The 19,106-nt window shown below is 63.1% G+C and carries 20 protein-coding genes; 12 read left to right on the plus strand and 8 right to left on the minus strand.

Going from position 1 to position 19,106, the window contains the following annotated elements:
• Nucleotides 1-17: 17 nt before the first annotated feature.
• Nucleotides 18-686 (plus strand): FMN-binding negative transcriptional regulator, encoded by a 669-nt coding sequence (locus ACVMDN_RS15310; RefSeq protein WP_141343291.1) that lies wholly within the window; start codon nt 18-20, stop codon nt 684-686.
• 519 nt (nt 687-1,205) lie between these two features.
• On the opposite strand, the gene ACVMDN_RS15315 is transcribed toward ACVMDN_RS15310, so the two are convergent.
• Together ACVMDN_RS15315 and ACVMDN_RS15320 are read right to left on the minus strand one after the other, a co-directional pair.
• Nucleotides 1,206-2,234 carry an IS110 family RNA-guided transposase gene (locus ACVMDN_RS15315; protein ID WP_057016162.1) on the minus strand — a complete coding sequence of 343 codons (1,029 nt, stop codon included), beginning with the start codon at nt 2,232-2,234 and terminating at the stop codon, nt 1,206-1,208.
• A gap of 158 nt (nt 2,235-2,392) precedes the next feature.
• On the minus strand, nt 2,393-3,196 hold the full coding sequence (locus tag ACVMDN_RS15320) for an alpha/beta fold hydrolase (protein WP_141342624.1): 804 nt from the start codon (nt 3,194-3,196) through the stop codon (nt 2,393-2,395).
• A gap of 116 nt (nt 3,197-3,312) precedes the next feature.
• Between ACVMDN_RS15320 and ACVMDN_RS15325 the strand changes: the two genes are divergently transcribed.
• A complete protein-coding gene (locus ACVMDN_RS15325; RefSeq protein WP_141342625.1) occupies nt 3,313-4,251 on the plus strand; it encodes a LysR family transcriptional regulator in 939 nt (312 codons plus the stop codon).
• A gap of 1,095 nt (nt 4,252-5,346) precedes the next feature.
• On the opposite strand, the gene ACVMDN_RS15330 is transcribed toward ACVMDN_RS15325, so the two are convergent.
• Nucleotides 5,347-5,532, minus strand: a complete 186-nt coding sequence (locus ACVMDN_RS15330; RefSeq protein ID WP_200844517.1) for a hypothetical protein — start codon at nt 5,530-5,532, stop codon at nt 5,347-5,349.
• A 5-nt stretch (nt 5,533-5,537) separates the two neighbouring features.
• On the opposite strand from ACVMDN_RS15330, the gene ACVMDN_RS15335 reads away from it, so the two are divergent.
• The 7 genes from ACVMDN_RS15335 to panD all read left to right on the plus strand — a co-directional run bounded on the left by ACVMDN_RS15335 (nt 5,538) and on the right by panD (nt 11,821).
• Entirely contained in the window at nt 5,538-7,250 is a 1,713-nt protein-coding gene (locus ACVMDN_RS15335) for an autotransporter domain-containing protein (protein WP_057019958.1), read from the plus strand.
• A gap of 9 nt (nt 7,251-7,259) precedes the next feature.
• Nucleotides 7,260-7,997: a DUF6065 family protein gene (locus ACVMDN_RS15340; RefSeq protein ID WP_141342626.1), complete on the plus strand. Its 738-nt coding sequence runs from the start codon at nt 7,260-7,262 to the stop codon at nt 7,995-7,997.
• Nucleotides 7,998-8,224: 227 nt separating this feature from the next.
• The gene (locus ACVMDN_RS15345) at nt 8,225-8,962 is read left to right on the plus strand and encodes an ROK family protein (protein ID WP_200844518.1); all 738 of its coding nucleotides are present in this window, start codon (nt 8,225-8,227) and stop codon (nt 8,960-8,962) included.
• A 128-nt stretch (nt 8,963-9,090) separates the two neighbouring features.
• The gene (locus ACVMDN_RS15350; RefSeq protein ID WP_057019961.1) at nt 9,091-9,351 is read left to right on the plus strand and encodes a PepSY domain-containing protein; all 261 of its coding nucleotides are present in this window, start codon (nt 9,091-9,093) and stop codon (nt 9,349-9,351) included.
• A gap of 181 nt (nt 9,352-9,532) precedes the next feature.
• Nucleotides 9,533-10,816 (plus strand): cystathionine gamma-synthase family protein, encoded by a 1,284-nt coding sequence (locus ACVMDN_RS15355; protein WP_141342627.1) that lies wholly within the window; start codon nt 9,533-9,535, stop codon nt 10,814-10,816.
• 70 nt (nt 10,817-10,886) lie between these two features.
• Nucleotides 10,887-11,189 carry a putative quinol monooxygenase gene (locus ACVMDN_RS15360; RefSeq protein ID WP_057019963.1) on the plus strand — a complete coding sequence of 101 codons (303 nt, stop codon included), beginning with the start codon at nt 10,887-10,889 and terminating at the stop codon, nt 11,187-11,189.
• 242 nt (nt 11,190-11,431) lie between these two features.
• On the plus strand, nt 11,432-11,821 hold the full coding sequence (panD, locus tag ACVMDN_RS15365) for an aspartate 1-decarboxylase (protein WP_141342628.1): 390 nt from the start codon (nt 11,432-11,434) through the stop codon (nt 11,819-11,821).
• Nucleotides 11,822-11,832: 11 nt separating this feature from the next.
• Here panD and ACVMDN_RS15370 read toward each other — a convergent pair whose 3' ends face one another.
• Nucleotides 11,833-12,183, minus strand: a complete 351-nt coding sequence (locus ACVMDN_RS15370) for a zinc ribbon domain-containing protein YjdM (protein ID WP_141342629.1) — start codon at nt 12,181-12,183, stop codon at nt 11,833-11,835.
• A gap of 274 nt (nt 12,184-12,457) precedes the next feature.
• Between ACVMDN_RS15370 and ACVMDN_RS15375 the strand changes: the two genes are divergently transcribed.
• A complete protein-coding gene (locus ACVMDN_RS15375) occupies nt 12,458-13,675 on the plus strand; it encodes a S1C family serine protease (RefSeq protein ID WP_141342630.1) in 1,218 nt (405 codons plus the stop codon).
• A 38-nt stretch (nt 13,676-13,713) separates the two neighbouring features.
• Here ACVMDN_RS15375 and ACVMDN_RS15380 read toward each other — a convergent pair whose 3' ends face one another.
• On the minus strand, nt 13,714-14,709 hold the full coding sequence (locus tag ACVMDN_RS15380) for an LLM class flavin-dependent oxidoreductase (RefSeq protein ID WP_141342631.1): 996 nt from the start codon (nt 14,707-14,709) through the stop codon (nt 13,714-13,716).
• Between the two features lie 85 nt (nt 14,710-14,794).
• Between ACVMDN_RS15380 and ACVMDN_RS15385 the strand changes: the two genes are divergently transcribed.
• Nucleotides 14,795-14,935 carry a hypothetical protein gene (locus ACVMDN_RS15385; RefSeq protein ID WP_159109477.1) on the plus strand — a complete coding sequence of 47 codons (141 nt, stop codon included), beginning with the start codon at nt 14,795-14,797 and terminating at the stop codon, nt 14,933-14,935.
• A gap of 13 nt (nt 14,936-14,948) precedes the next feature.
• On the opposite strand, the gene ACVMDN_RS15390 is transcribed toward ACVMDN_RS15385, so the two are convergent.
• Complete coding sequence (locus ACVMDN_RS15390) at nt 14,949-15,797, minus strand: alkaline phytoceramidase (RefSeq protein WP_141342632.1); 849 nt, start codon at nt 15,795-15,797, stop codon at nt 14,949-14,951.
• A gap of 441 nt (nt 15,798-16,238) precedes the next feature.
• On the opposite strand from ACVMDN_RS15390, the gene ACVMDN_RS15395 reads away from it, so the two are divergent.
• On the plus strand, nt 16,239-17,363 hold the full coding sequence (locus tag ACVMDN_RS15395) for a metallophosphoesterase (RefSeq protein WP_141342633.1): 1,125 nt from the start codon (nt 16,239-16,241) through the stop codon (nt 17,361-17,363).
• Between the two features lie 206 nt (nt 17,364-17,569).
• On the opposite strand, the gene ACVMDN_RS15400 is transcribed toward ACVMDN_RS15395, so the two are convergent.
• A complete protein-coding gene (locus ACVMDN_RS15400; RefSeq protein WP_063790162.1) occupies nt 17,570-17,824 on the minus strand; it encodes a hypothetical protein in 255 nt (84 codons plus the stop codon).
• A gap of 282 nt (nt 17,825-18,106) precedes the next feature.
• Nucleotides 18,107-18,802 carry a hypothetical protein gene (locus ACVMDN_RS15405; protein WP_141342634.1) on the minus strand — a complete coding sequence of 232 codons (696 nt, stop codon included), beginning with the start codon at nt 18,800-18,802 and terminating at the stop codon, nt 18,107-18,109.
• Nucleotides 18,803-19,106: the final 304 nt, after the last annotated feature.

A 19,106-nucleotide genomic window follows, 5' to 3' on the forward strand; every position in this document is an offset into this window, starting at 1 on the left:
TCGCGAGCGCCGCCGCCATGCACATCCTCCGTCCCCAGTTTCGCATTGAGCAAGACCGCGCGCTCGCCTTTGCGGCGGCGCGCGGCTTCGGCGCCATCGTCGCCGCCGATGCACGCGGCCCGCGCGCGTCCCACGTGCCGTTCGTGATCGAGCGGCGCGACGATCGCGTGATCGTGCAGATCCATCTCACCGCGAAGAATCCGCTGGTCGAGCTCGCCGACGGTGTCAGGCGCTTCCTCCTGATCGTCTCCGGCGATGACGCCTACATCTCGAACGACTGGTATGTCTCACCCGACAACGTCTCGACCTGGCTCTACGAGGCGGTGCATTTGTCCGGCGTCGCGCATCTGCGCGATCACGGCGAGAACCGCGGCCATGGCGATGCGCTGCTCGCGGTCTCCGAGGCGCGGCTGCAAAAGCAACCCTGGGACCTGACGCAGATGGAGCCCAGCAAGCGCGAAGCGATGCTGGCGGGGATCAGGGTGATCGACATCGTCGTCGACGAGATCGAGGGCCAGTCAAAGCTGAACCAGCACAAGAGCGATGCGGATTATGTCGCGCTGGTCAATCGCCTCGCGCGCGCGGAGGAGACGACAAGCCAAAGGCTGGCGGAGAAGATGCGCGCGCTGCGGCCGGAGCTTGAATACGACATTGGACCGTGCGGAAGGCGGGTCAGCTCCGTGTAACCCGGCGCTGTCTCTACGCGACAGAGGGCGGATTACGCTTGCGCTAATCCGCGCCATAGAGCCGATCGGCATCGAATCCGCAAACGTGTTGTTAAGAATCGCTCCGCGCTGATTTGTTCGATTCCGATTCGTTCTTTGCGAACAAAATGGAGTCGAATGGGGAACATATGGTGCGTGATCCATGTAGCCCGCACGAGCGAAGCGATATGCGGGCCTGATCACGTATTCTTGGAGCGGTCCTGGATGTCGCTTCGCTCATCCGGGCTTCTGTAACGGGCCTTGGTTAGTCAATCCCTTTTCGCGTCATCCACTCGCCGGGCACTTGCTTCTGTACGGGATCGGCGCGAAGGCCGTCGCCTGATGGGGTGCATTGAGGAGCCGGCCGGCCAATCTACGGATTGCGTGGTCGTGAGCCACTTCCCGGATGGCGGCCTGACCGGATCCATCGTCCCAGCGGAGGGACTTCGCTCGGGGAGAGCCTGGTGTCGTGGCCCGCCCGGAACCGATTGCTGCTCCTGGCTAGATGGCCTTGGTCATCGGGTTGAACGGTTTGGTGTCGGCGAGCATGCGATGCAGGATCACGGCGAGCTTGCGAGCCAGCGCTACCTTGGCCTTGCGCATGCCTGCGCGCCGGGCGATCCGCATCGCCCAGCTCTTCAATGCCGAGCAATTCTTGACCGGCTTGGTCAGCATGACGTGAGCTGCCTGGTAGAGTGCCTCGCGCACGGAGGCATCCCCGATCTTGCTGATGCGGCCGGTGTAGTCGGTCTCACCGGACTGGTACTTCTTCGGGGTGAGCCCAAAGTGGGCTCCCGTGGCCTTCGAGGAGCGGAAGCGCTTCGGGTCGTCGATCGCCGCGGCATAGGTGAGCGCCACGATCGGACCAACGGACGGCGTTGTCATCAGGAGCTTGGCGGATGGATGCGTCCTGGCGAGCTTCTGGGTGTGCTTGTCCAGGCTCTTGAACTCCCGCAGCAGCACCGCATGGGCTTGGAGCAGCGCCGCCGCGACCAACTCCAGTCCGGGATGGCCGGTCACGAGCTCGCGGATGCGTCCGGCGAACGTGCGCTCGGTGGTCGCACCGACCTTCAGGCCAAAACCGCGAAGTATGCCGCGCAGGCTGTTCTCGACATCGCGAAGCTTGGATTGCAGCAGCTTGCGCGCCGTCAGGATGGCGCGGGTCTCCTGCGCCGCGACCGACTTGCAGTGCACCGGCCGGAACCAGCCGAGCCGCATCAACTGCGCGATCCGGCGGGCATCGTTGCGGTCCGTCTTCACCGGCATCGACTTGAAGGCTTCGCGAACGTGCCGCGTTTCCAGCAGCTCGACCGCAAGCCCTGCGTCTCGCAGACCCGCATACAGCCATTGCGACAAGGGGCCTGCCTCCAGCCCGATCCGTTCCAGTACCAGACCCAGCGACCGGAACCAGGCGATCAGCGCCGCCGGCTCGCTCGCAACCTTCGTCTCGCGCAAAATCTTGCCTGTCCCATCGACAAGGCAAACGCTCGAGCATTCCAAAGACACGTCAATTCCTGCATAGTGGTACATGGTCGTCCCTTAATGATGCTTGGAGCGGGCTTGCCCGACTCCGTTGAACACCATCAGTTTGAGGGACGACCGCCTTCCAACCAACAGGCCGCTCGCGAGCGCGCTTCCAAATTGCGCCGTAGCGAGCGGGCGGCCGGCCCGTTACCCCATCTACGCAGTCATGTGGTGGAGAGCGCCAGGAAGCTCACGACCTCGCTGTTGAATCGATCCGGCTGCTCGATATTGAGGATGTGAACGCCGGGCAGGAGGACAAGCTTTGCATCGGTGATTGTCGCGGCGATATCAGCGCTGTGGCTGGCCCGCGTGACCGTGTCGCTCTCGCCGCCGATGACGAGGGTCGGCGCCGCAATCAGCGAGATGGCGCGGCGGAGATCGACGTCGCGCAGTGCGGCGTAACATCCGGCGAGACCGCGCGGCGGCGTGGTCAGCACCATGTTGCGGAATTCGTCGACGACCTCGTTCGGCGCGGCCAGCATCGTCGCCGGAAACCAGTTGCGCATGAAGCCGTCTGCGATTCCATTCATGTCCTTGGCCGCAAGCACCGCGCGGATCTGCTCGTCGAACGGCAGTTCGGACGCCAGATAGGACGAGGTGTTCGAGAGGATCAGGCGGTCGATGCGGTCAGGCGCGAAGATGCCGAGCCATTGCCCGACGAACCCGCCGAGCGACAGACCGAGGAAATGTGCGCGATCGATGCCGAGGGCGTCGAGCAGTTCGACCACGTCGCGGCCGAGCCGGTCGATCGAGTAGGCGCTCGTGGGCGCGTCCGAACCGCCGTGACCGCGGGTGTCGTAGCGGAGCACCCGAAACGACCGGCTGAGGGCCGGCATCGAACGATCCCACATGTGCAGGTTGGTGGCGATCGAGTTCGACAGCGCGAGCGCCGGCCGATCGTCGGGACCGTCGATGCGGTACGCAATCCGGCAGCCATCCGCCGTGGTGAAGTGTCGATCGCCGCTCATCTCGTCAGTCCTTTGTGCTGGTGGAAGCCGGCAGGCTTCGCGTCGACCCAGGCTAGGACTCGCGCCTTCGAAGAAAAATTACTAAGATTGATCAATCTCTGTAGATTTTATGGACAATGGATCGGATCAAGCTGCACGATTTGCGCTGCTTTGACGCTGTCGCGACCGAGGGAAGCTTTCAGGCCGCCGGCACGGCGCTGAACCGGTCGCACCCGTCGGTGTTTGCGGCTGTCGCCCGGCTCGAGCAGCAACTCGGCCTTACGCTGTTCGATCGCAGCGGATACCGTATCGGGCTGACGGACGCCGGCCGGACTTTTCACGCACGCGCGCAGGTGACGCTGCGCGAGCTCGATCTGCTGCGGGGCTATGCGGAGCAGCTTGCAGGCGGAGAAGAAGTCGTCCTGCGCATCGTCATCGGCGACCTGTGTCCGCGGCCGCCGGTGCTGCAGATGCTCTCGGCGTTCTTTGCCCGCTATCCCAACACGCGCCTGCACCTGGAATATGAGGCGGTCGGCGGACCGCTCGAGCGCCTGATCGATGATAACGCCGATCTGGTGTTTCATCGCGCGGAGCCCTCCGATCCGCGCTTCGAACAGATCAGGCTCTCGCGCACGACCATGGTGCCGGTCGTCGCTCCCGGCTTTCTGCCGTTTGCGTGGACGAAGAAAGTCACGCCGGAGCAGATGCGCCCCTTCGCGCAGTGCGTCATCCGCGACACGGCGCGGCGAGCGTCGCCGGAAAACTTCTTCCTGATCGAAGGTGCGCATCAGTGTAGCGTGCCGGACCAGATGATGAAGAAGGAGCTGATCCTGCATCGTCTTGCCTGGGGCCATCTGCGCGCATGGCTGATCGAGGACGAGCTGCGGGACGGCAGGCTGATCAGCATCGCCGGACCGAATTTTCCGGGCCGCGAGGAAAATCTTGCGGCAGTCCGTCATCGCCAGCATTCGCACGGACCGGTCGCCGAAGCGCTCTGGCTTCACCTCAAAGGCTGGCGGCTCGCTCAGCGTGCAGGGCGGGCGACCCGACCGGTCCGCGCGAAGCGCGGCCGATAATGGGCGCGGAGTAACCCGACGCGGTGATGTCGTCGGTGGATGTCCGATTACTCTTGCGCTCATCCGCCGTACGAAGCGCCGCGGCATCGAATCGCGCAAACCTCTTGTTAAGTATCGTTTTGCGTCGATTTTTCGATTCCGATTCGTTCCTCGCGAACAAACTGGAGTCGGATCGGGAACGTGGCCGTGGTGCGACTCATCGATCGATCAGTGATGCGGGAGAACGCAGTGTGCCTGAGATGCGCCGCGGTGTTGCACGCCGAGAGCAATAATCCCATCATGATACAACATCGATTGTTCGGATGCGGTCGATGTATGTGCGTTGTTAACATCTGGATCGCGCCGATTTTCCTGATTCCGATTCGTTCTGCGCGAACAAACTGGAGTCGGATCGCGAACGCGATCGTTGTGCGGCCCACGGGAGCAAGGTGCAGTTTATGCCATAGCTTGCGCGACGATGCGGAGAGTTCGGCGCCGATCGCGCGAGGTTGCGAGGAACTATCGTGGAAATTGTAGTGAATCGTTGCCACGCGGCAACATCAAGGAACTATTTCAGGTAGCAATTCATCACGCCGCAATTATGTGACTGAATATTTCATCCCCAAGCGTTAGCGTGCAGTGGGGCCGATTTGTGGAGACCGCGGATGGATGCACCGCGAACTCGTTCGGCCTTGATTCCATCAACGATGCCAACCGAAGCCTCGGTAGGATCCAACCGACAGCACGCATGTTCCGCTCCGACGGAGCGATACTGGCAGACGCGAGTTCGTCCCTTCTTATTGGGGACCGCGGCGTCGCTCGTTTCCGGCAACGTCGCGGTCGCCGCGGACCGAATCCATCTGGGCTTCGACGGCTATCGCTCCGCGACCAATGACTATTGCATCAATGCGAGCAGCGTGCAGGGCGATCCGCAGACTGGATTCATGTGGCGCTTCAGCAAGAGCGGAACGCTTACCGGAGGACCTACCTTCCTCGATCTGCGAACGGACACTGCAACCGAGGTGTTTCCGCCATCGTTCGACGATCATGAGAAGTTCAGGGCCTGGGGCAGCGTCCTAGGACCTCTGATCGGCGAAAGATCCATATCAAACGATGTCAATGCGTTCCGTGACCAGGTCTGTTCGATATCGCCGCCGCCACCGCCACCAGGGCCGCCGGGGCCACCTCCGCCTCCGCCTCCACCTCCACCCACTCCGGTGCCACCGTCACCGCCGCCACCGCCTCCGCCGGGGCCACCGCCGCCACCACCACCACCGGCGCCGCCACCACCTCCGCCGCCATCGCCAATGCCGGTGCCGCATGCGAACCTCGCACGCGCGTTGGGGACGAACTTTGCGCGCAGCTACTTCATCTCGGACGCGATCCTTGCGGGGTTCAACCAGTACGCAAGCATCGCCACCAATCCTTCCTATGCGTCGATCGGCCACGGTTGGCATGCTTGGGTAACACCGCGCCAGGTCAATTTCACCGACCGCATCGTCGGACTCACGTCGTACGGCACGCTGTCTGAACTCACATACGGGCTCGACTACCGTGTCAGCCCGGATCTCGTTGCCGGCTTTGCGTTCAATCCTGAAAGCACCAAAGTCACCTACGACGGACTGAATGCATCGATTTACCAGTCGGGAATCGGCGGCGGACCCTACCTGGGATGGCTCGTCAGCCCGACGACACTGTTTGATGCCTGGCTCGGTTACGCACGGCTTGATCGTGCCTTCGACGTTTTCGGCCATGGTGCCAATATGCCTGTCGACCGCGTGTTTCTATCGGCGAGCCTGACCCAGATTGTCGATACGCCATGGGCGCGCGTCGTGCCCCGGTTCACGTTTTTTCATGCTCACGACGACGTCGGGGGCGTTACAAGCGGCCAGGGATTTCCCATCCCCGGCCAAGCCTACAGCTGGGGCCACGTCGAAGGTTCTGTGGAGGTCAATCGAGATTTCGTGGTCGACCAGCGTTTCCTACTGCAGCCGTTCGTCCAGGCAACGTTGCGATACGACACGCAACAGCTTGTCGATACCGTTACCACGATCGACGGCACCGACATTGGGCTCACGCGCTGGCATGGACAGCTGCGTGGCGGCGTTCGCGCCCAACTTGGATCGCAAGCCGAACTGTGGCTATCGGGCGGCTATTTGTCATTCTTCACACCCGGAATCGATGCCTGGGAGGCGAAAGCGCATTTCCGGATGCGCTTCGACGAGACGAACTCGGCGTTGGCCGCTTATATGCCGGTCAAGGCGCCGCCGCCAGTCGCCCCGTTCAGCTGGACTGGCTGCAGTGTCGGCGTGAATGCGGGGTATGGTTCAGCCAAGGCGCAATTCTCTTCCGATCCAAATGGCGCCATCATCGATTTCGCGCAACGTAACGGCGTCCTTCCCGAAATCGCCGCTCAACAGGCGGGCTCGATCAGTACCCGGAACGCGGGAGGGCTGACTGCCGGCGGCGGCCTTTCCTGCAACGTGCAGTATGACAAGACGGTCATCGGACTAGAAACCGACATCAACTACACAGATCTGCAATCGTCCCAGCTGCGCGGGCCGTTTCCGCTCGCGGCCGGCGTATCAACCACCTGGGAAAACAGTTTTCGCTCGAATTACCTCGGCACGGTCCGTGGGCGTCTGGGAATCCTGGCCAATCAATCGAACATGCTGTACGTGACCGCGGGCCTCGCCTATGCGGATTATGCATTTTCGACGGCAACAGATTTTCCCGGCTTCAGTGGCTTTCGATTTGCGGGCTCCGACTCCCGTGTGAAGCCGGGCTGGACGGCGGGCGTCGGCTGGGAGGCCGTCGTGAGCGGCCCTTGGACCGCGAAGTTCGAATATCTCTATGTCGATCTCGGTGATCGGACGGCCCCGGCACCGCAGAACATCGGTGGGCTCAGCGCGTACGCTTGGGACCACTCGGCGAAATTGACTGAAAACATTGTTCGCGTAGGGTTGAGCTATAAGTTGACTGGTCCGCCAAGCAGCGGCAGCAGCTGGTTCTCGCGATAAGGCTGGGTGATGCCAAAGCTCATTGCCTATACGATGGACGGCCATGCGGTTCACATCCGGCCTGCATCGCCCGAGCGCGATTGGATGGATGCTTCCGACCAGCGCTATGCGTACCGCTGCCTGCCACTCAACATTGCAAACGCCCATGGCTGGGAACTGCTCTGTCCGTCAGGCTTCTCGGCTCGTTGGGACGGGCTCAATCATAAGGAGACCATTCGGGTCAAGGCTGATCTCGGCACCGACGCGCCGGCTGTGAGTCACTTCGGACATGGTGTATTGACCTTCCACGTCCCGTGCCTGTTCCGCACCGACCCTGGTTTCGACCTTTTTGTCACCGGACCCATCAACAGGCCGAAAGACGCCATTGCGCCGTTGAGCGGGGTCATCGAGACGGATTGGTCACCGTACACCTTCACGATGAACTGGCGATTCACGCGTTCAAACACAAAGATACGATTTGAGCGGGGGGAGCCCTATTGCCATCTTTTTCCGATTGAGCGTGGCAGTCTTGAGCGGATCGAGCCGGAGACGTTGCCACTATCGAAGGCGCCCGACATCGAGCGCGAGCACAGACTGTGGTCCGAAGGCCGCAACGCCTTCAATACCGACTTGCAGGACCCGGGATCGGGGGCAACGCAGCAGCGGTGGCAAAAGACCTATTTTCGGGGCCTCAATCCCTCGGGCGAGGAAACGCATGCGGATCACCGGAGCCGGCTTCGCTTGAAGGATTTCGTGTCAAAGGATTAGTCCGGCCGACGGGCCGAATTTGTGCGGACAGCGCACGGCCCCACATCGCCCCGCAGCGCAATCGCTACGCGCCGTTGATGATGCACACGACTTCTTAATGTTTGGACTCTCCTGACTGTTCGATTCCGATTCGTTCTTGGCGAACAAATTGGAGTCAGATGCAGAACGTCGCTGTGGTGCGCGATGCGTTTCTCTGCTCCACTCGGCGCGCATAGGAGAGCGGATTGATGGCCAAGAAGGCAGGCAACAAGACTAGCAAGAAGACGAACGGGCCCGCGTCGCGCCGCGCTGTGCTAGCGATCGACGTCGGCGGCACGCATGTGAAGGTCATGACCGACAAGGAGCGCATCAAGCGCGAATTCGAGTCAGGTCCAACTCTGTCCGCGACCGAGATGGTGCGGCAGGTCAAGCTGCTCACAAAGGACTGGTCCTATGATGTGATCTCGGTCGGTTATCCGGGACCCGTCGTTCACAACCGTCCGCTGACCGAACCACACAATCTCGGCCGCGGCTGGGCCGGCTTCGATTTTCACCACGCGTTCGGCCGCCCGACCAGGGTCGTCAACGATGCGCTGATGCAGGCGATCGGCAGCTATCAGGGCGGGCGGATGCTGTTTCTCGGCCTCGGCACCGGCCTCGGCTCCGCGATGATCGTCGACGGTGTTTACGAGCCGATGGAGCTTGGTCATTTGCCGTACCGCAAGGGCGCGACGTTCGAGGATTATGTCGGCGCCGCGGGTCTCGAGCGGCGCGGCCGGAAGAAATGGCGCAAGAGCGTCGACGACGTCATCGCGCGGCTGTCCGCCGCGCTGGAGCCCGAGTACATCGTGCTCGGCGGCGGCAATGCCGACAAGGTCGACAACCCGCCGCCCAAGGTGAGGTTCGGCGACAACGCCAACGCATTCGAAGGCGGATTTCGAATGTGGAAGAAGAGAGCGCGCAAGGCGAACGGCGTGCGTCGATGAAACCGGAACCGCCACCAAATCGCCGCAACTGCTGAAGTTTCGCGCTGCTTCGCACTCCTGTTGTCGGAACTGATGGGTGCGCCGCTCGTTTTATGCGGCATAACATCCTGTTCCATGAGGAGTGAGCCATGCGAAGTTTCATTATTCCCGCGATCGCGGCCCTGGCGATCGGCGCAGCGACGCCGGCGATGGCCTACGATTCCGGCAGCCAGGTCTCGATGGAGGCCGCGCTCGATGTCGCGACCGGTCTCGGCATCGTGACGGTGTCCAATACCCAGTTCCTCGGCGACGAGTGGGAGGTCGAGGGGCGTGACCGCCTCGGCCGCTGGATGAAGGTCGATGTCGACGCGCGGACCGGCGAGGTGCGCAACGTGGATCGCGGCTGGTAGCCCGCGTCTTCACACTGCCTGACATTCGGAACGGCCGGCGGAGCAAGGCGCACGCCGGCCGTTCGTTATCCAGAACTGTCTGATGCCGTGCTTTGGCTGAATGGCATAAAGCTGGGGTATGCTGGTCCCATCATTCCGGGAATCGCCGCCAGCGCGGCGGCCCGTGAACAGGAGACCGGCCATGACAAAACCGTTTCCGTCCAAAACCCATATCGGCAATCACCTGCTGCATCCGGAAACCCAGATGCTGAACTACGGCTACGATCCGCAGCTGTCGGAGGGGGCCGTCAAGCCGCCCGTGTTCCTGACCTCGACCTTCGTGTTCCGCACCGCCGAGGACGGCAAGGACTTCTTCGACTTTGTCGCGGGCCGGCGCGAGCCTCCGGAGGGCATGGGGGCGGGGCTGGTCTATTCGCGCTTCAACCATCCGAACAGCGAGATCGTCGAGGACCGGCTTGCGATCTATGAGCGCACCGAGAGCTGCGCGCTGTTCTCCTCCGGCATGTCGGCGATCTCGACCACGGTGCTGGCCTTCGCGCGGCCCGGCGACGTGATCCTGCATTCGCAGCCGCTCTATGGCGGCACCGAGACGCTGTTCACCAGGACACTGGCGGGCTTCTCGATTCACGCCGTGGGCTTTGCCGACGGCCTCGACGAGAGTGTCATCCGCGCCGCTGCCGACGAGGCGATGAAGAAGGGCCGTGTCGCGATGATCTTCATCGAGACGCCGGCCAATCCGACCAACGGCCTGGTCGATATCGCGCTGACGCGGCGCATCGCCGATGCGATCGGCAAGGCACAGGGCCATACGCCGATCATCGCCTGCGACAACACGCTGCTCGGGCCGGTATTTCAGCGGCCGATCGAGCACGGCGCCGATCTCTCGCTGTACTCGCTGACGAAATATGTCGGCGGCCATTCCGACCTGATCGCGGGCGCGGCGCTCGGCTCGAAGAAGCTGATGAAGGACATCAAGGCGCTGCGCGGCGCGATCGGCACCCAGCTCGATCCGCATTCCTGCTGGATGATCAGCCGTTCGCTGGAAACGCTCAGTCTGCGCATGGAAAAGGCCGACCGCAACGCGCGGATCGTCGCCGACTATCTGCGCGACCATCCCAAGGTGGCGCAGGTGCATTATCTCGGCCATCACGATCCGGCGTCGCCTGCGGGGCGCGTGTTCGCGAGCCAAAGCAGCGGCGCCGGTTCGACCTTCTCGTTCGACATCGTCGGCGGGCAGGAGGCGGCGGAGAAATTCCTCAACTCGCTGCAGATCTTCAAGCTCGCAGTCAGCCTCGGCGGCACCGAGTCGCTCGCGAGCCTGCCGGCCACCATGACGCATTCCGGCGTGCCAGCCGATATCCGCAAGCGGATCGGCGTGCTGGATTCGACAATCCGGCTCTCGATCGGGATCGAGCATCCGTCCGACCTGGTGGCCGACATCGCGCAGGCGTTGAGCCGGGTGTGAGCCAGTCAAAAGCGTGTAGGATGGGTCGACGAAACCCGTCCTACGGGCTACCAACCTCCGGAGAGAGTGCATGCTGGCAATCACGGCGATCATCCGCGCGAAGAAGGGCCATGAGGCGGCGATGCGTCAGGCGTTGCTCGACGTCGTCGAGCATGTCCGCGCCAACGAGCCGTCCACCGTCGGCTACTACGTCTCGCAGGATGTCGACAGTCCGCGGATATTTTCGACGTATGAGCGATACCTGGATCAGGCGGCGATGGACCGGCACAACAATTCGCCGGCTGTGGCGCGCTTCTTTGAGGTCGCGAAGCCGATCCTCGACGGCGAGGTGATAGTGGTCTTGGCGAACGAGATTGCGAGCAAGCGAGAGTAGGGCGTTCGCTACCGGGTCACAAATAATAGCCTGCTCCGGAAAGGCTCCGCCGCAGCGCATTCATTCTCCGATTTCGGTGGCGCGGAGCATTGCAGCCCGGCGCGGTCAACGATTTCAGGACAAACCCATCGTCGCGGAACTGCGCTCGAAGCGAGCGTACACCCGGACAACGTTGACGCGGAGGCGGCGCGCCGTTATTGGCGGCGCGGAAAATTCCGACGCAACGATACGGGATGGTCTCGATGCAAGTGACTTTGATGAAGGGCAAGATTCATCGCGCGCACGTCACCGAAGCGGACTTGCATTACGAGGGATCGATTTCGATCGACCGCAATTTGATCGAGGCCGCCGGTTTCCTCATCAATGAACGCGTCGACATCTATAACATCGACACCGGCGCGCGCTTCTCGACCTACGTGATCGAGGCGCCGGCGGGATCGGGCACCATCGGCCTCAACGGCGCGGCCGCACGGCTCGCCATGGCCGGCGACAAGGTCATCATCGTCGCCTATGCCAGCTTCGACGCCGACGAGGCGCGCAAGTTTCATCCGCGGGTCGTGCTGGTCGACGACAAGAACCGGCACGTCGCGAAGGCTGCCGCCGCACCGGCGAAAGCATTGGCGGATGCGTAAGCTGGGCTACGCTAGGCCTTCTTGACGAACTCCGATTTCAGATTCATCGCGCCGATGCCGTCGATCTTGCAGGCGATGTTGTGTCCGTCGCTGGCCTCGGTGAGGCGGATGTTCCTGACCTTGGTGCCGCCCTTGACCACCGACGACGAGCCCTTGACCTTGAGGTCCTTGATCACGATGACGCTGTCGCCGTCCGTCAGCGGGTTGCCGTGCGCGTCGCGCACGCCCGCTTGCTGGGCGGTCTCGGCGGCCGCGGCCGCATCGCTGCTCCACTCATGGGCACATTCCGGGCAAACCCAGAGAACGCCGTCCTGATAGGCATGCTCGGAATTGCATTTCGGGCAGTTCATTGCGGCGTCCATAGTCGAGATCGTCTCCGTCGTTGCGGGCGCACCGTAGAGGCACAGGCGGCCAAAGCAAGCAAAAACCCGGCGATTTGATGCGCAAAGCGGCGCAAAGGTGGCGAGCCACTCGTCCACCCGCGGATGCCGGTGGAACGGTCTGCGCCTCTATCCGTTGCCGTCCGTCGCTCGGGATTGCGCCCCTGTGCTTGCGGGGAACGGTTCACTGATCGTCGCGTCCGGGCCGGCAATTCATCCAGGAGCAATCGGCTGATCCCAAACATGGACGCGGAAGATGAATCAGAGAAATTCGGCCTTCGTCTGCCTTCGCACGTCGCTCGTCACCGCCGCCTTCACGTCGGCGTTGCTGGTGGGCGCTAGTCTTGTGAGCGCAAGTCTTGCCCACGCACAGCCAGTGAATTCGCGCGCGGATCATGGCAATGGTGGTCCTGGCGAGTTCGCCGACCTTGCCGAGAAGGTCGGGCCGGCCGTGATTGGCGTCAACGCCAAGGTGGCGGCAGCGGCGGATGACGACGACTCGTCTCCCGGTGACTCCCCCGGCGGTTCTCTCGGGCCGGACGGCTCTCCCGATCAGGACACGCCGGGAAGGGCCGTTCCGGATCCCGGCAGGCGCGGACCGGGCAATCTGCCGAAGTTGGGTGAGATGACCTCGATCGGTTCGGGCTTCTTCATCTCGGCGGACGGCTATGCGGTGACGAACAATCATGTCCTCGGCGGCAGCGACCGCGCCGATGTCCGCACCAGCGACAACAAGGTCTACAAGGCGAAAGTCCTGGGCAAGGATCCGGTCAGCGACCTGGCCCTGCTCAAGGTCGATGGGCGGACCGACTTCAGCTATGTCAAGCTCGCGGATCAAGCGCCGCGCACCGGCGATTGGGTGCTCGCGGCCGGCAATTCATTCGGTCTCGGAAACACCGTCACCGCGGGGATCGTCTCGGCGCGTGCACGCGACCTGGAAACGGGGTCGTCGGAAGATTTCGTCCAGATCGACGCGCGGATCAACCGCGGCGATTCCGGCGGGCCGAGCTTCAACACGCATGGCGAGGTGATCGGCGTGAACAGCCTGATCTTCTCGCCCTCCGGCGGCTCGGTCGGTGTCGCGTTTGCGATACCCGCCGATACCGTGAAGACGGTGATCCCGCAGCTGAAGGACAAGGGCTCGGTCACGCGCGGCTGGATGGGCGCCCAGATTCAATCGATCACCCCCGGCATTGCCGAAAGCTTGGGTGCGAACAATCTGCACGGCGCGGTCGTGGTCGGCGTGCAGACCGGCGGTCCGGCAGCGAAGGCCGGATTGAGGCGGGGCGACGTGATCACCTCGGTCAATGACGAGCCGATCAAGAGCGCCAACGAGCTGACCAAGAAGGTCTATGCGGGCGCGCCGGGCAGCTCGGTCAAGCTTTCGATGCTGCGGGACAACGCGCCGAATTCGCTGAGCGTGACGCTCGGCCAGCTCGCGCAGTCGCAGGCGCCCGCCGGCGCGCCGAAGTGAGGCTGCCTTAGTGTGTCGGCTACTGCCCATCCTGCAGGCTACGTCTGCGGTGTGATCCCGCCGGCCTTGGCGATCAGCTCGAACGATCGCAGCCGCTTCTGGTGATCGTAGACGTCGGACACGATCATCAGCTCGTCGGCGCCGGTCTCGGCGACCAGCGCGTCGATGCCGGCGCGCACCGTCGCGGGCGAGCCGATGATGGAACGCGCGAGCATCCGCATCGCCTGCACCTTCTCCGCCGGCGACCAGTAGCTCTCGATGTCGTCGATCGGCGGCTGGCTGAGGCCGCGCGCGCCGCGGAAGATGTTGGTGAACGACATCTGCTGCGTGGTCGCCAGCCGCCGCGCCTCCTCGTCGGTGTCGGCGGCGATGATGTTGACGCCGACCATGGTGTAGGGGCGATCGAGCTGCTCCGACGGCTTGAAGCGGGCGCGATAGATCTGCAGCGCCTGGATCAGCAGCTCGGGGGCAAAGTGCGAGGCGAAGGCGTAGGGCAGGCCGAGCTCGCCGGCCAGCATCGCGCCGAAATTGCTCGAGCCGAGAATCCACAGCGGCACGTCGGTGCCCGCGGCCGGCACCGCCTGGATGCGCTGGTTGGGACCGGCCGCCGCGAGGAAGGCCTGCACCTCGAGCACGTCCTGCGGAAAGTTCTCGGCGGATTCCGGCGTGCGGCGCAGCGCGCGCAGCGTGAGCTGGTCGGTGCCCGGGGCGCGGCCGAGGCCGAGGTCGATGCGGTCCGGAAACAGCCGCGCCAGCGTGCCGAACTGCTCGGCGATGACATAGGGCGCGTGATTAGGCAGCATGATGCCGCCGGCGCCGACCCGGATGGTCTTGGTGCCAGCCGCGATGTGCCCGATCACGACCGACGTCGCGGCGCTGGCGATGCCCGCCATGTTGTGATGCTCCGCCACCCAGATGCGGCGATAGCCGAGAGCCTCCGCATGCACGGCGACATCGCGCGCGTTATAGAGCGCGGCGCGCGCGTCGGTTTCCTCGGTGACGCGGACGAGATCGAGAATGGAGAGGGCGGCCACGGCGACTCCGGAGCGTTAGGGACGGGGAGCCGATGGTATTTGGCTGTGTCCAGGTGGATGCGAAACGGCGGGGGGCAGCCGGTTCATGCAGGTGGATATGGATGCGGTCGCCATGCCGGTCAATCCGCCCGATGCGATCGAGGAAGCAGAGCTGCCCATCCAAAATATCGAAAACAACCCCATGCAAAGGTGCAGGTTGCTGCCGGCACTCGGAAAAGCGACTTGACGCGTCGGGCAAATCAGCGATACTTTTCCATTATTCCGAAATGACCCCGTCGCCCGCCGCCATCGGAGATTCGTCGCGTCAGTCCCCAGACGATTGCGGCCGTGGCTGAAGTCGCGAGCAGATGCTTCAAGGTGTGCCCGCTGACGAAATGGAGCGTGTTTGCGATCTCGTGGTCGAGCACCTCGCTGATCTTGGCCAGCATGTACAACATCATCGCGGCGGCGAATGCGATGCGGTCGGCACGCGGCGCGCGATAGATCGACTGCCATAGCGGGATCAGGATGAGCGGGAGGACCTGCAGCAGCAGATAGGGCCGCAGGTCGCCCGCACCATGCCGGTCGGTATGGACCCACCACGCGACGCTGGCGGTGGCGTAAAGCCCGAGAACGATCGCTTCGATGTTCGTCTTCGATCCCGGCCGGGTGTCGCCGCGGACGCCGACCAGCAGGCCCGCGCCGGCAAGCGCGATCGGCAGCATGTCCCAGGTCAGTCGGCCATTGTCGGGAGCGAGGTGAAAGAAGGCGGACCCGAAGGCGGTCAGGAACAGTCCGATCAGGAACAGGCGGTAGCCGGGCCATCCGGCGCGCAGCCGATCGCTGTTGCGGTGAGGGCGCAGCGCCAGCCAGCCCCAGATCGCGACCAGGGCGAAGCCGATGTTCGACAAGACATCGCCTGCGTGGGGAATGCCTGACAGGGCCGAGTGGTCGGCGAAATCGTTATAGCCCGCCGGCTGCGCGATGCGCCCGTGCACCGCGAATGCCGCGATGATGCCGATCGTGATGATCGTCGGGGCGACTTTCATCCGCGGTTTCACCGGCCGTTCGGACCCGGTCAATCCGTCCATCCGGAAGGTCGTTTGCATCGTCGGCTCCCACAAAAATGAACGATGTTCAAATACCTGACATGAAATTGAGCGATGTTCAAGTTCGTTTTCGGGAGGGGCCGATAATGCTGATGGGGAAGGTGCCAGGAGACCTCCGCCGAGGCGTCAACGCGGCCTCCGGCTTGCGCTCCACAGCAACGCGCGCAGCCCGTAGCCCGCATGAGCGAGGCGATATGCGGGGGCCGGTGGCGTGTTCTTGCGAGGCGGATCCCGGATGTCGTGGAGCCTGTCATCGGGCGCGCGTTCGCGCGACCCGTTGGCTCATCCCGGCTACTGGGACAAAAGCGCAGAGCGTTTCGGCGACGCGCGACTTGCCGAAAATGTGCTGACGATGGCGGCTTACACCTGCGGCCGATCCACCCTACCTTCGCTGGGCGCCGACCCGCACAGCCTTAACCGATCCGATCCGGAGCGAGACCTATTCCCCAGCTCATATTCGGCCTGACCAGCCTGCTGATCCTGGCCCGCTTCATCTGGCCACTCGACTGGCCGCTCCCGGCAAAGATCGTCGCCGCGTTGCTGGTGCTGGTCGCCTTGCAGTTTCACCGCTGGAACAGACTGTCGTCGGGATCGGAATTCTCGCCGGAGTTTCCGCGTCCGGTGGTCGTCCTGTTCAACTGGGCGTTCGGTGCGATCATGCTGCTGGCGCTGCTGCAACTGGCGCTCGATGCCGGGCTGCTGGTGGCCGCGCTGATCCACGGCGGCTTCGTCGGCGCGCCCGACGGCGTCCGCTACGCACTTGCTGCGCTCGCGGCCGCAGCCGCCGCGATCGGCGTGCATCAGGCGATGCGCATTCCGCCGCTCAGGGATGTCGAGGTCGGCATCCGCGGACTTCCGCTACAGTTCGACGGCTACACCATGCTGCAACTGACGGATCTGCACATCAGCCGGCTATTTCCTGCGCCGTGGGCGCGCGCCGTGGTCGAGCGATCGAACAAGCTCGGCGCCGACCTGATCGCGATTACGGGCGACCTGATCGACGGCACCATCGATGCGCGGCGCAACGACATCGCGCCGTTGCGCGACCTGATGGCGGCCGATGGCGTCTACGTGATCTCGGGCAATCACGAATATATCTTCGGCTATGACGGGTGGATGGCGCACTACGAAGCGCTCGGCCTGCGCTCGCTCGAGAACCGGCACATCGTGCTCGAACGCGGCGGCGGCCGCCTGGTGATCGCGGGGATCACCGACCGCGCGTCGCGCCACCGGGGGCATTCCATCCGCGACCTTGCCACGGTTCTCGACGGCGCCCCGAAAGGCGCGCCCGTCGTCCTGCTCGACCACCAGCCGAGCGACGCACGAAAGGCAGCCCGGCTCGGCGTCGCCCTGCAGCTCTCCGGACACACCCATGGCGGATTGATCCTGGGCATCGATCGCCTCGCCGCGCGCGCCAATGCCGGCTTCGTCTCCGGCCGCTACGACGTCGACGGGATGACGCTCTACGTCAACAACGGCACCGCGCTCTGGCCGGGCTTTGCCTTGCGGCTCGGCCGCCCGTCCGAATTGACCCGGATCACGTTGCGTGTGGCTGACGGCGTCTGATCGATTTGTTGCGCATGCGATGCGCGGTGTCCGGTCTGTTTCTCGGCCAGGGCGGCAGCGGTAGCCCGCATGAGCGAAGCGACATGCGGGGTCGGTCGTGCGTATGGCGATGCCGGTCCCGGATATCGCTTCGCTCATCCGGGCTACGAGGCTTCCGATTCGTGCACGAGCAAACGTTCCGAAGGTCGCAGGAGGGTGAGAATCGGTCACTCACGTTCCAAGGCCGGCGGCTGCCATGCGTCGATCGCCGTCTCCGGGTAAATCTGCACCGAGCCGGGCTCGAAGTAGCTCTCGATCGCATATCCGAGCCTTGTCAAATCCGTACGATACCAACCAACGATTCGACCGCGCCATGATGCTCGCCCTTTCTTGGCGGCATAGTCACCCATTTGAAACTTTGCATCTGCGGGCCACGGATCGACCATCTCGCCTCCGACCGAATTGCCTTGAAAAGAAGACATTATGGCCGACCCATCTACGTCCGCAACGGGTCGATTTCGTCCCGCCGATCTCGGTCTGACAGCGGCAATGATCTTGCCAGCTTCACACCAATCTCTTCGCGATCGAGGTGCAGCGAAGGCGGCCTGAGAAAACGAACAAGCACGTAACGAGTAGGGTGGGTTCGCCAACGGATCGCGCGGAGCGCGTGTCCGATGATAGACTCCTCGTAACCCGCCGCTCGGCGTTACCGCGACGAAGGGCGGATTACGCTGCGCTAATCCGCCCTACGAGCCGCGAGATGCTCATGGCGTCGGTCTCTTTTGGTAGACACCTGAAAATGAGACGTTTGTCCCGCCGCAATGGAGGTTGTCGCCGACAACCAGTAACTTGCCGACGAGCTGCATCGTGACCTGACAGTCGAGTTCGTCCGTCCCGTCACCGAATTTCATCTTATCGCCTGAAGGTTTTGCTTCGTAATCAAGCTCGCCGGAATGGGTGCGGCTGCCCGAACCCCAAATGGCCTCGCCCTTGATGGCCAGCTGACCTGCCTCTTTCGATTTCGAGATGCGAATGACGTTGTCGTAGGCACGCCATTCGCCGAGCCAATCCCGTTCTGCCGGTCGTCGTATGTCCTCCTGCCACGCAAGCCTTTCGATCTCGATCCAGCCGACCGTCTCAGTGCCCTTGCGAGGTTGAAACCAACTGCATGCGAACTTGCCTGACGTCCGGGAAACAATGACTTCATCGTTGCGAACGACATAAGTTTTCAGACGACAGGCTTGGTCGTCGGGGCAACGCTCGTTGCCGTCGCCGCGGAAATAGATCCTGTCGCCGGCTGCGCCTTTGATCTTCGCCAGCCTGTAGTCGGTGCTCTCGCGCGGGAAATATCCGTTCCGACAAATGTTGTCGGCGTTGCCCTTGAGCTGGCCGGATGCGGGCGAGGTTTGGAGAATGCTCCATGCGAGGAGTCCGAGCGAAGCCTGGACAACGCGTCTCATTGGGTTTTCACCTTCGATTCATTTTCCGCATGGAATGCGGCAGGGTGGCGGGGCGGTGATTCCATACCAATTTGGTCCGACAAAGCGCCGCAGATCAATCGCATGAAAACGTGATCAATCAGTTGTTGCCATCGCGTAGGGCGGATTAGCCGAAGGCGTAACCCGCCGACCTTTAGCTCATTGAGCGAAGGCGGAAGCGCAATCCGCCGAAGTTCTCGCATTGTTCTCGGGAGGATTCACAAGACCATCTGTTGGTCAACCTTAGACAATGACGAAGAACTTTTCTTTTCCCTTCTACTGTATG

The sequence above is a fragment of the Bradyrhizobium sp. USDA 4510 genome (assembly GCF_054059095.1).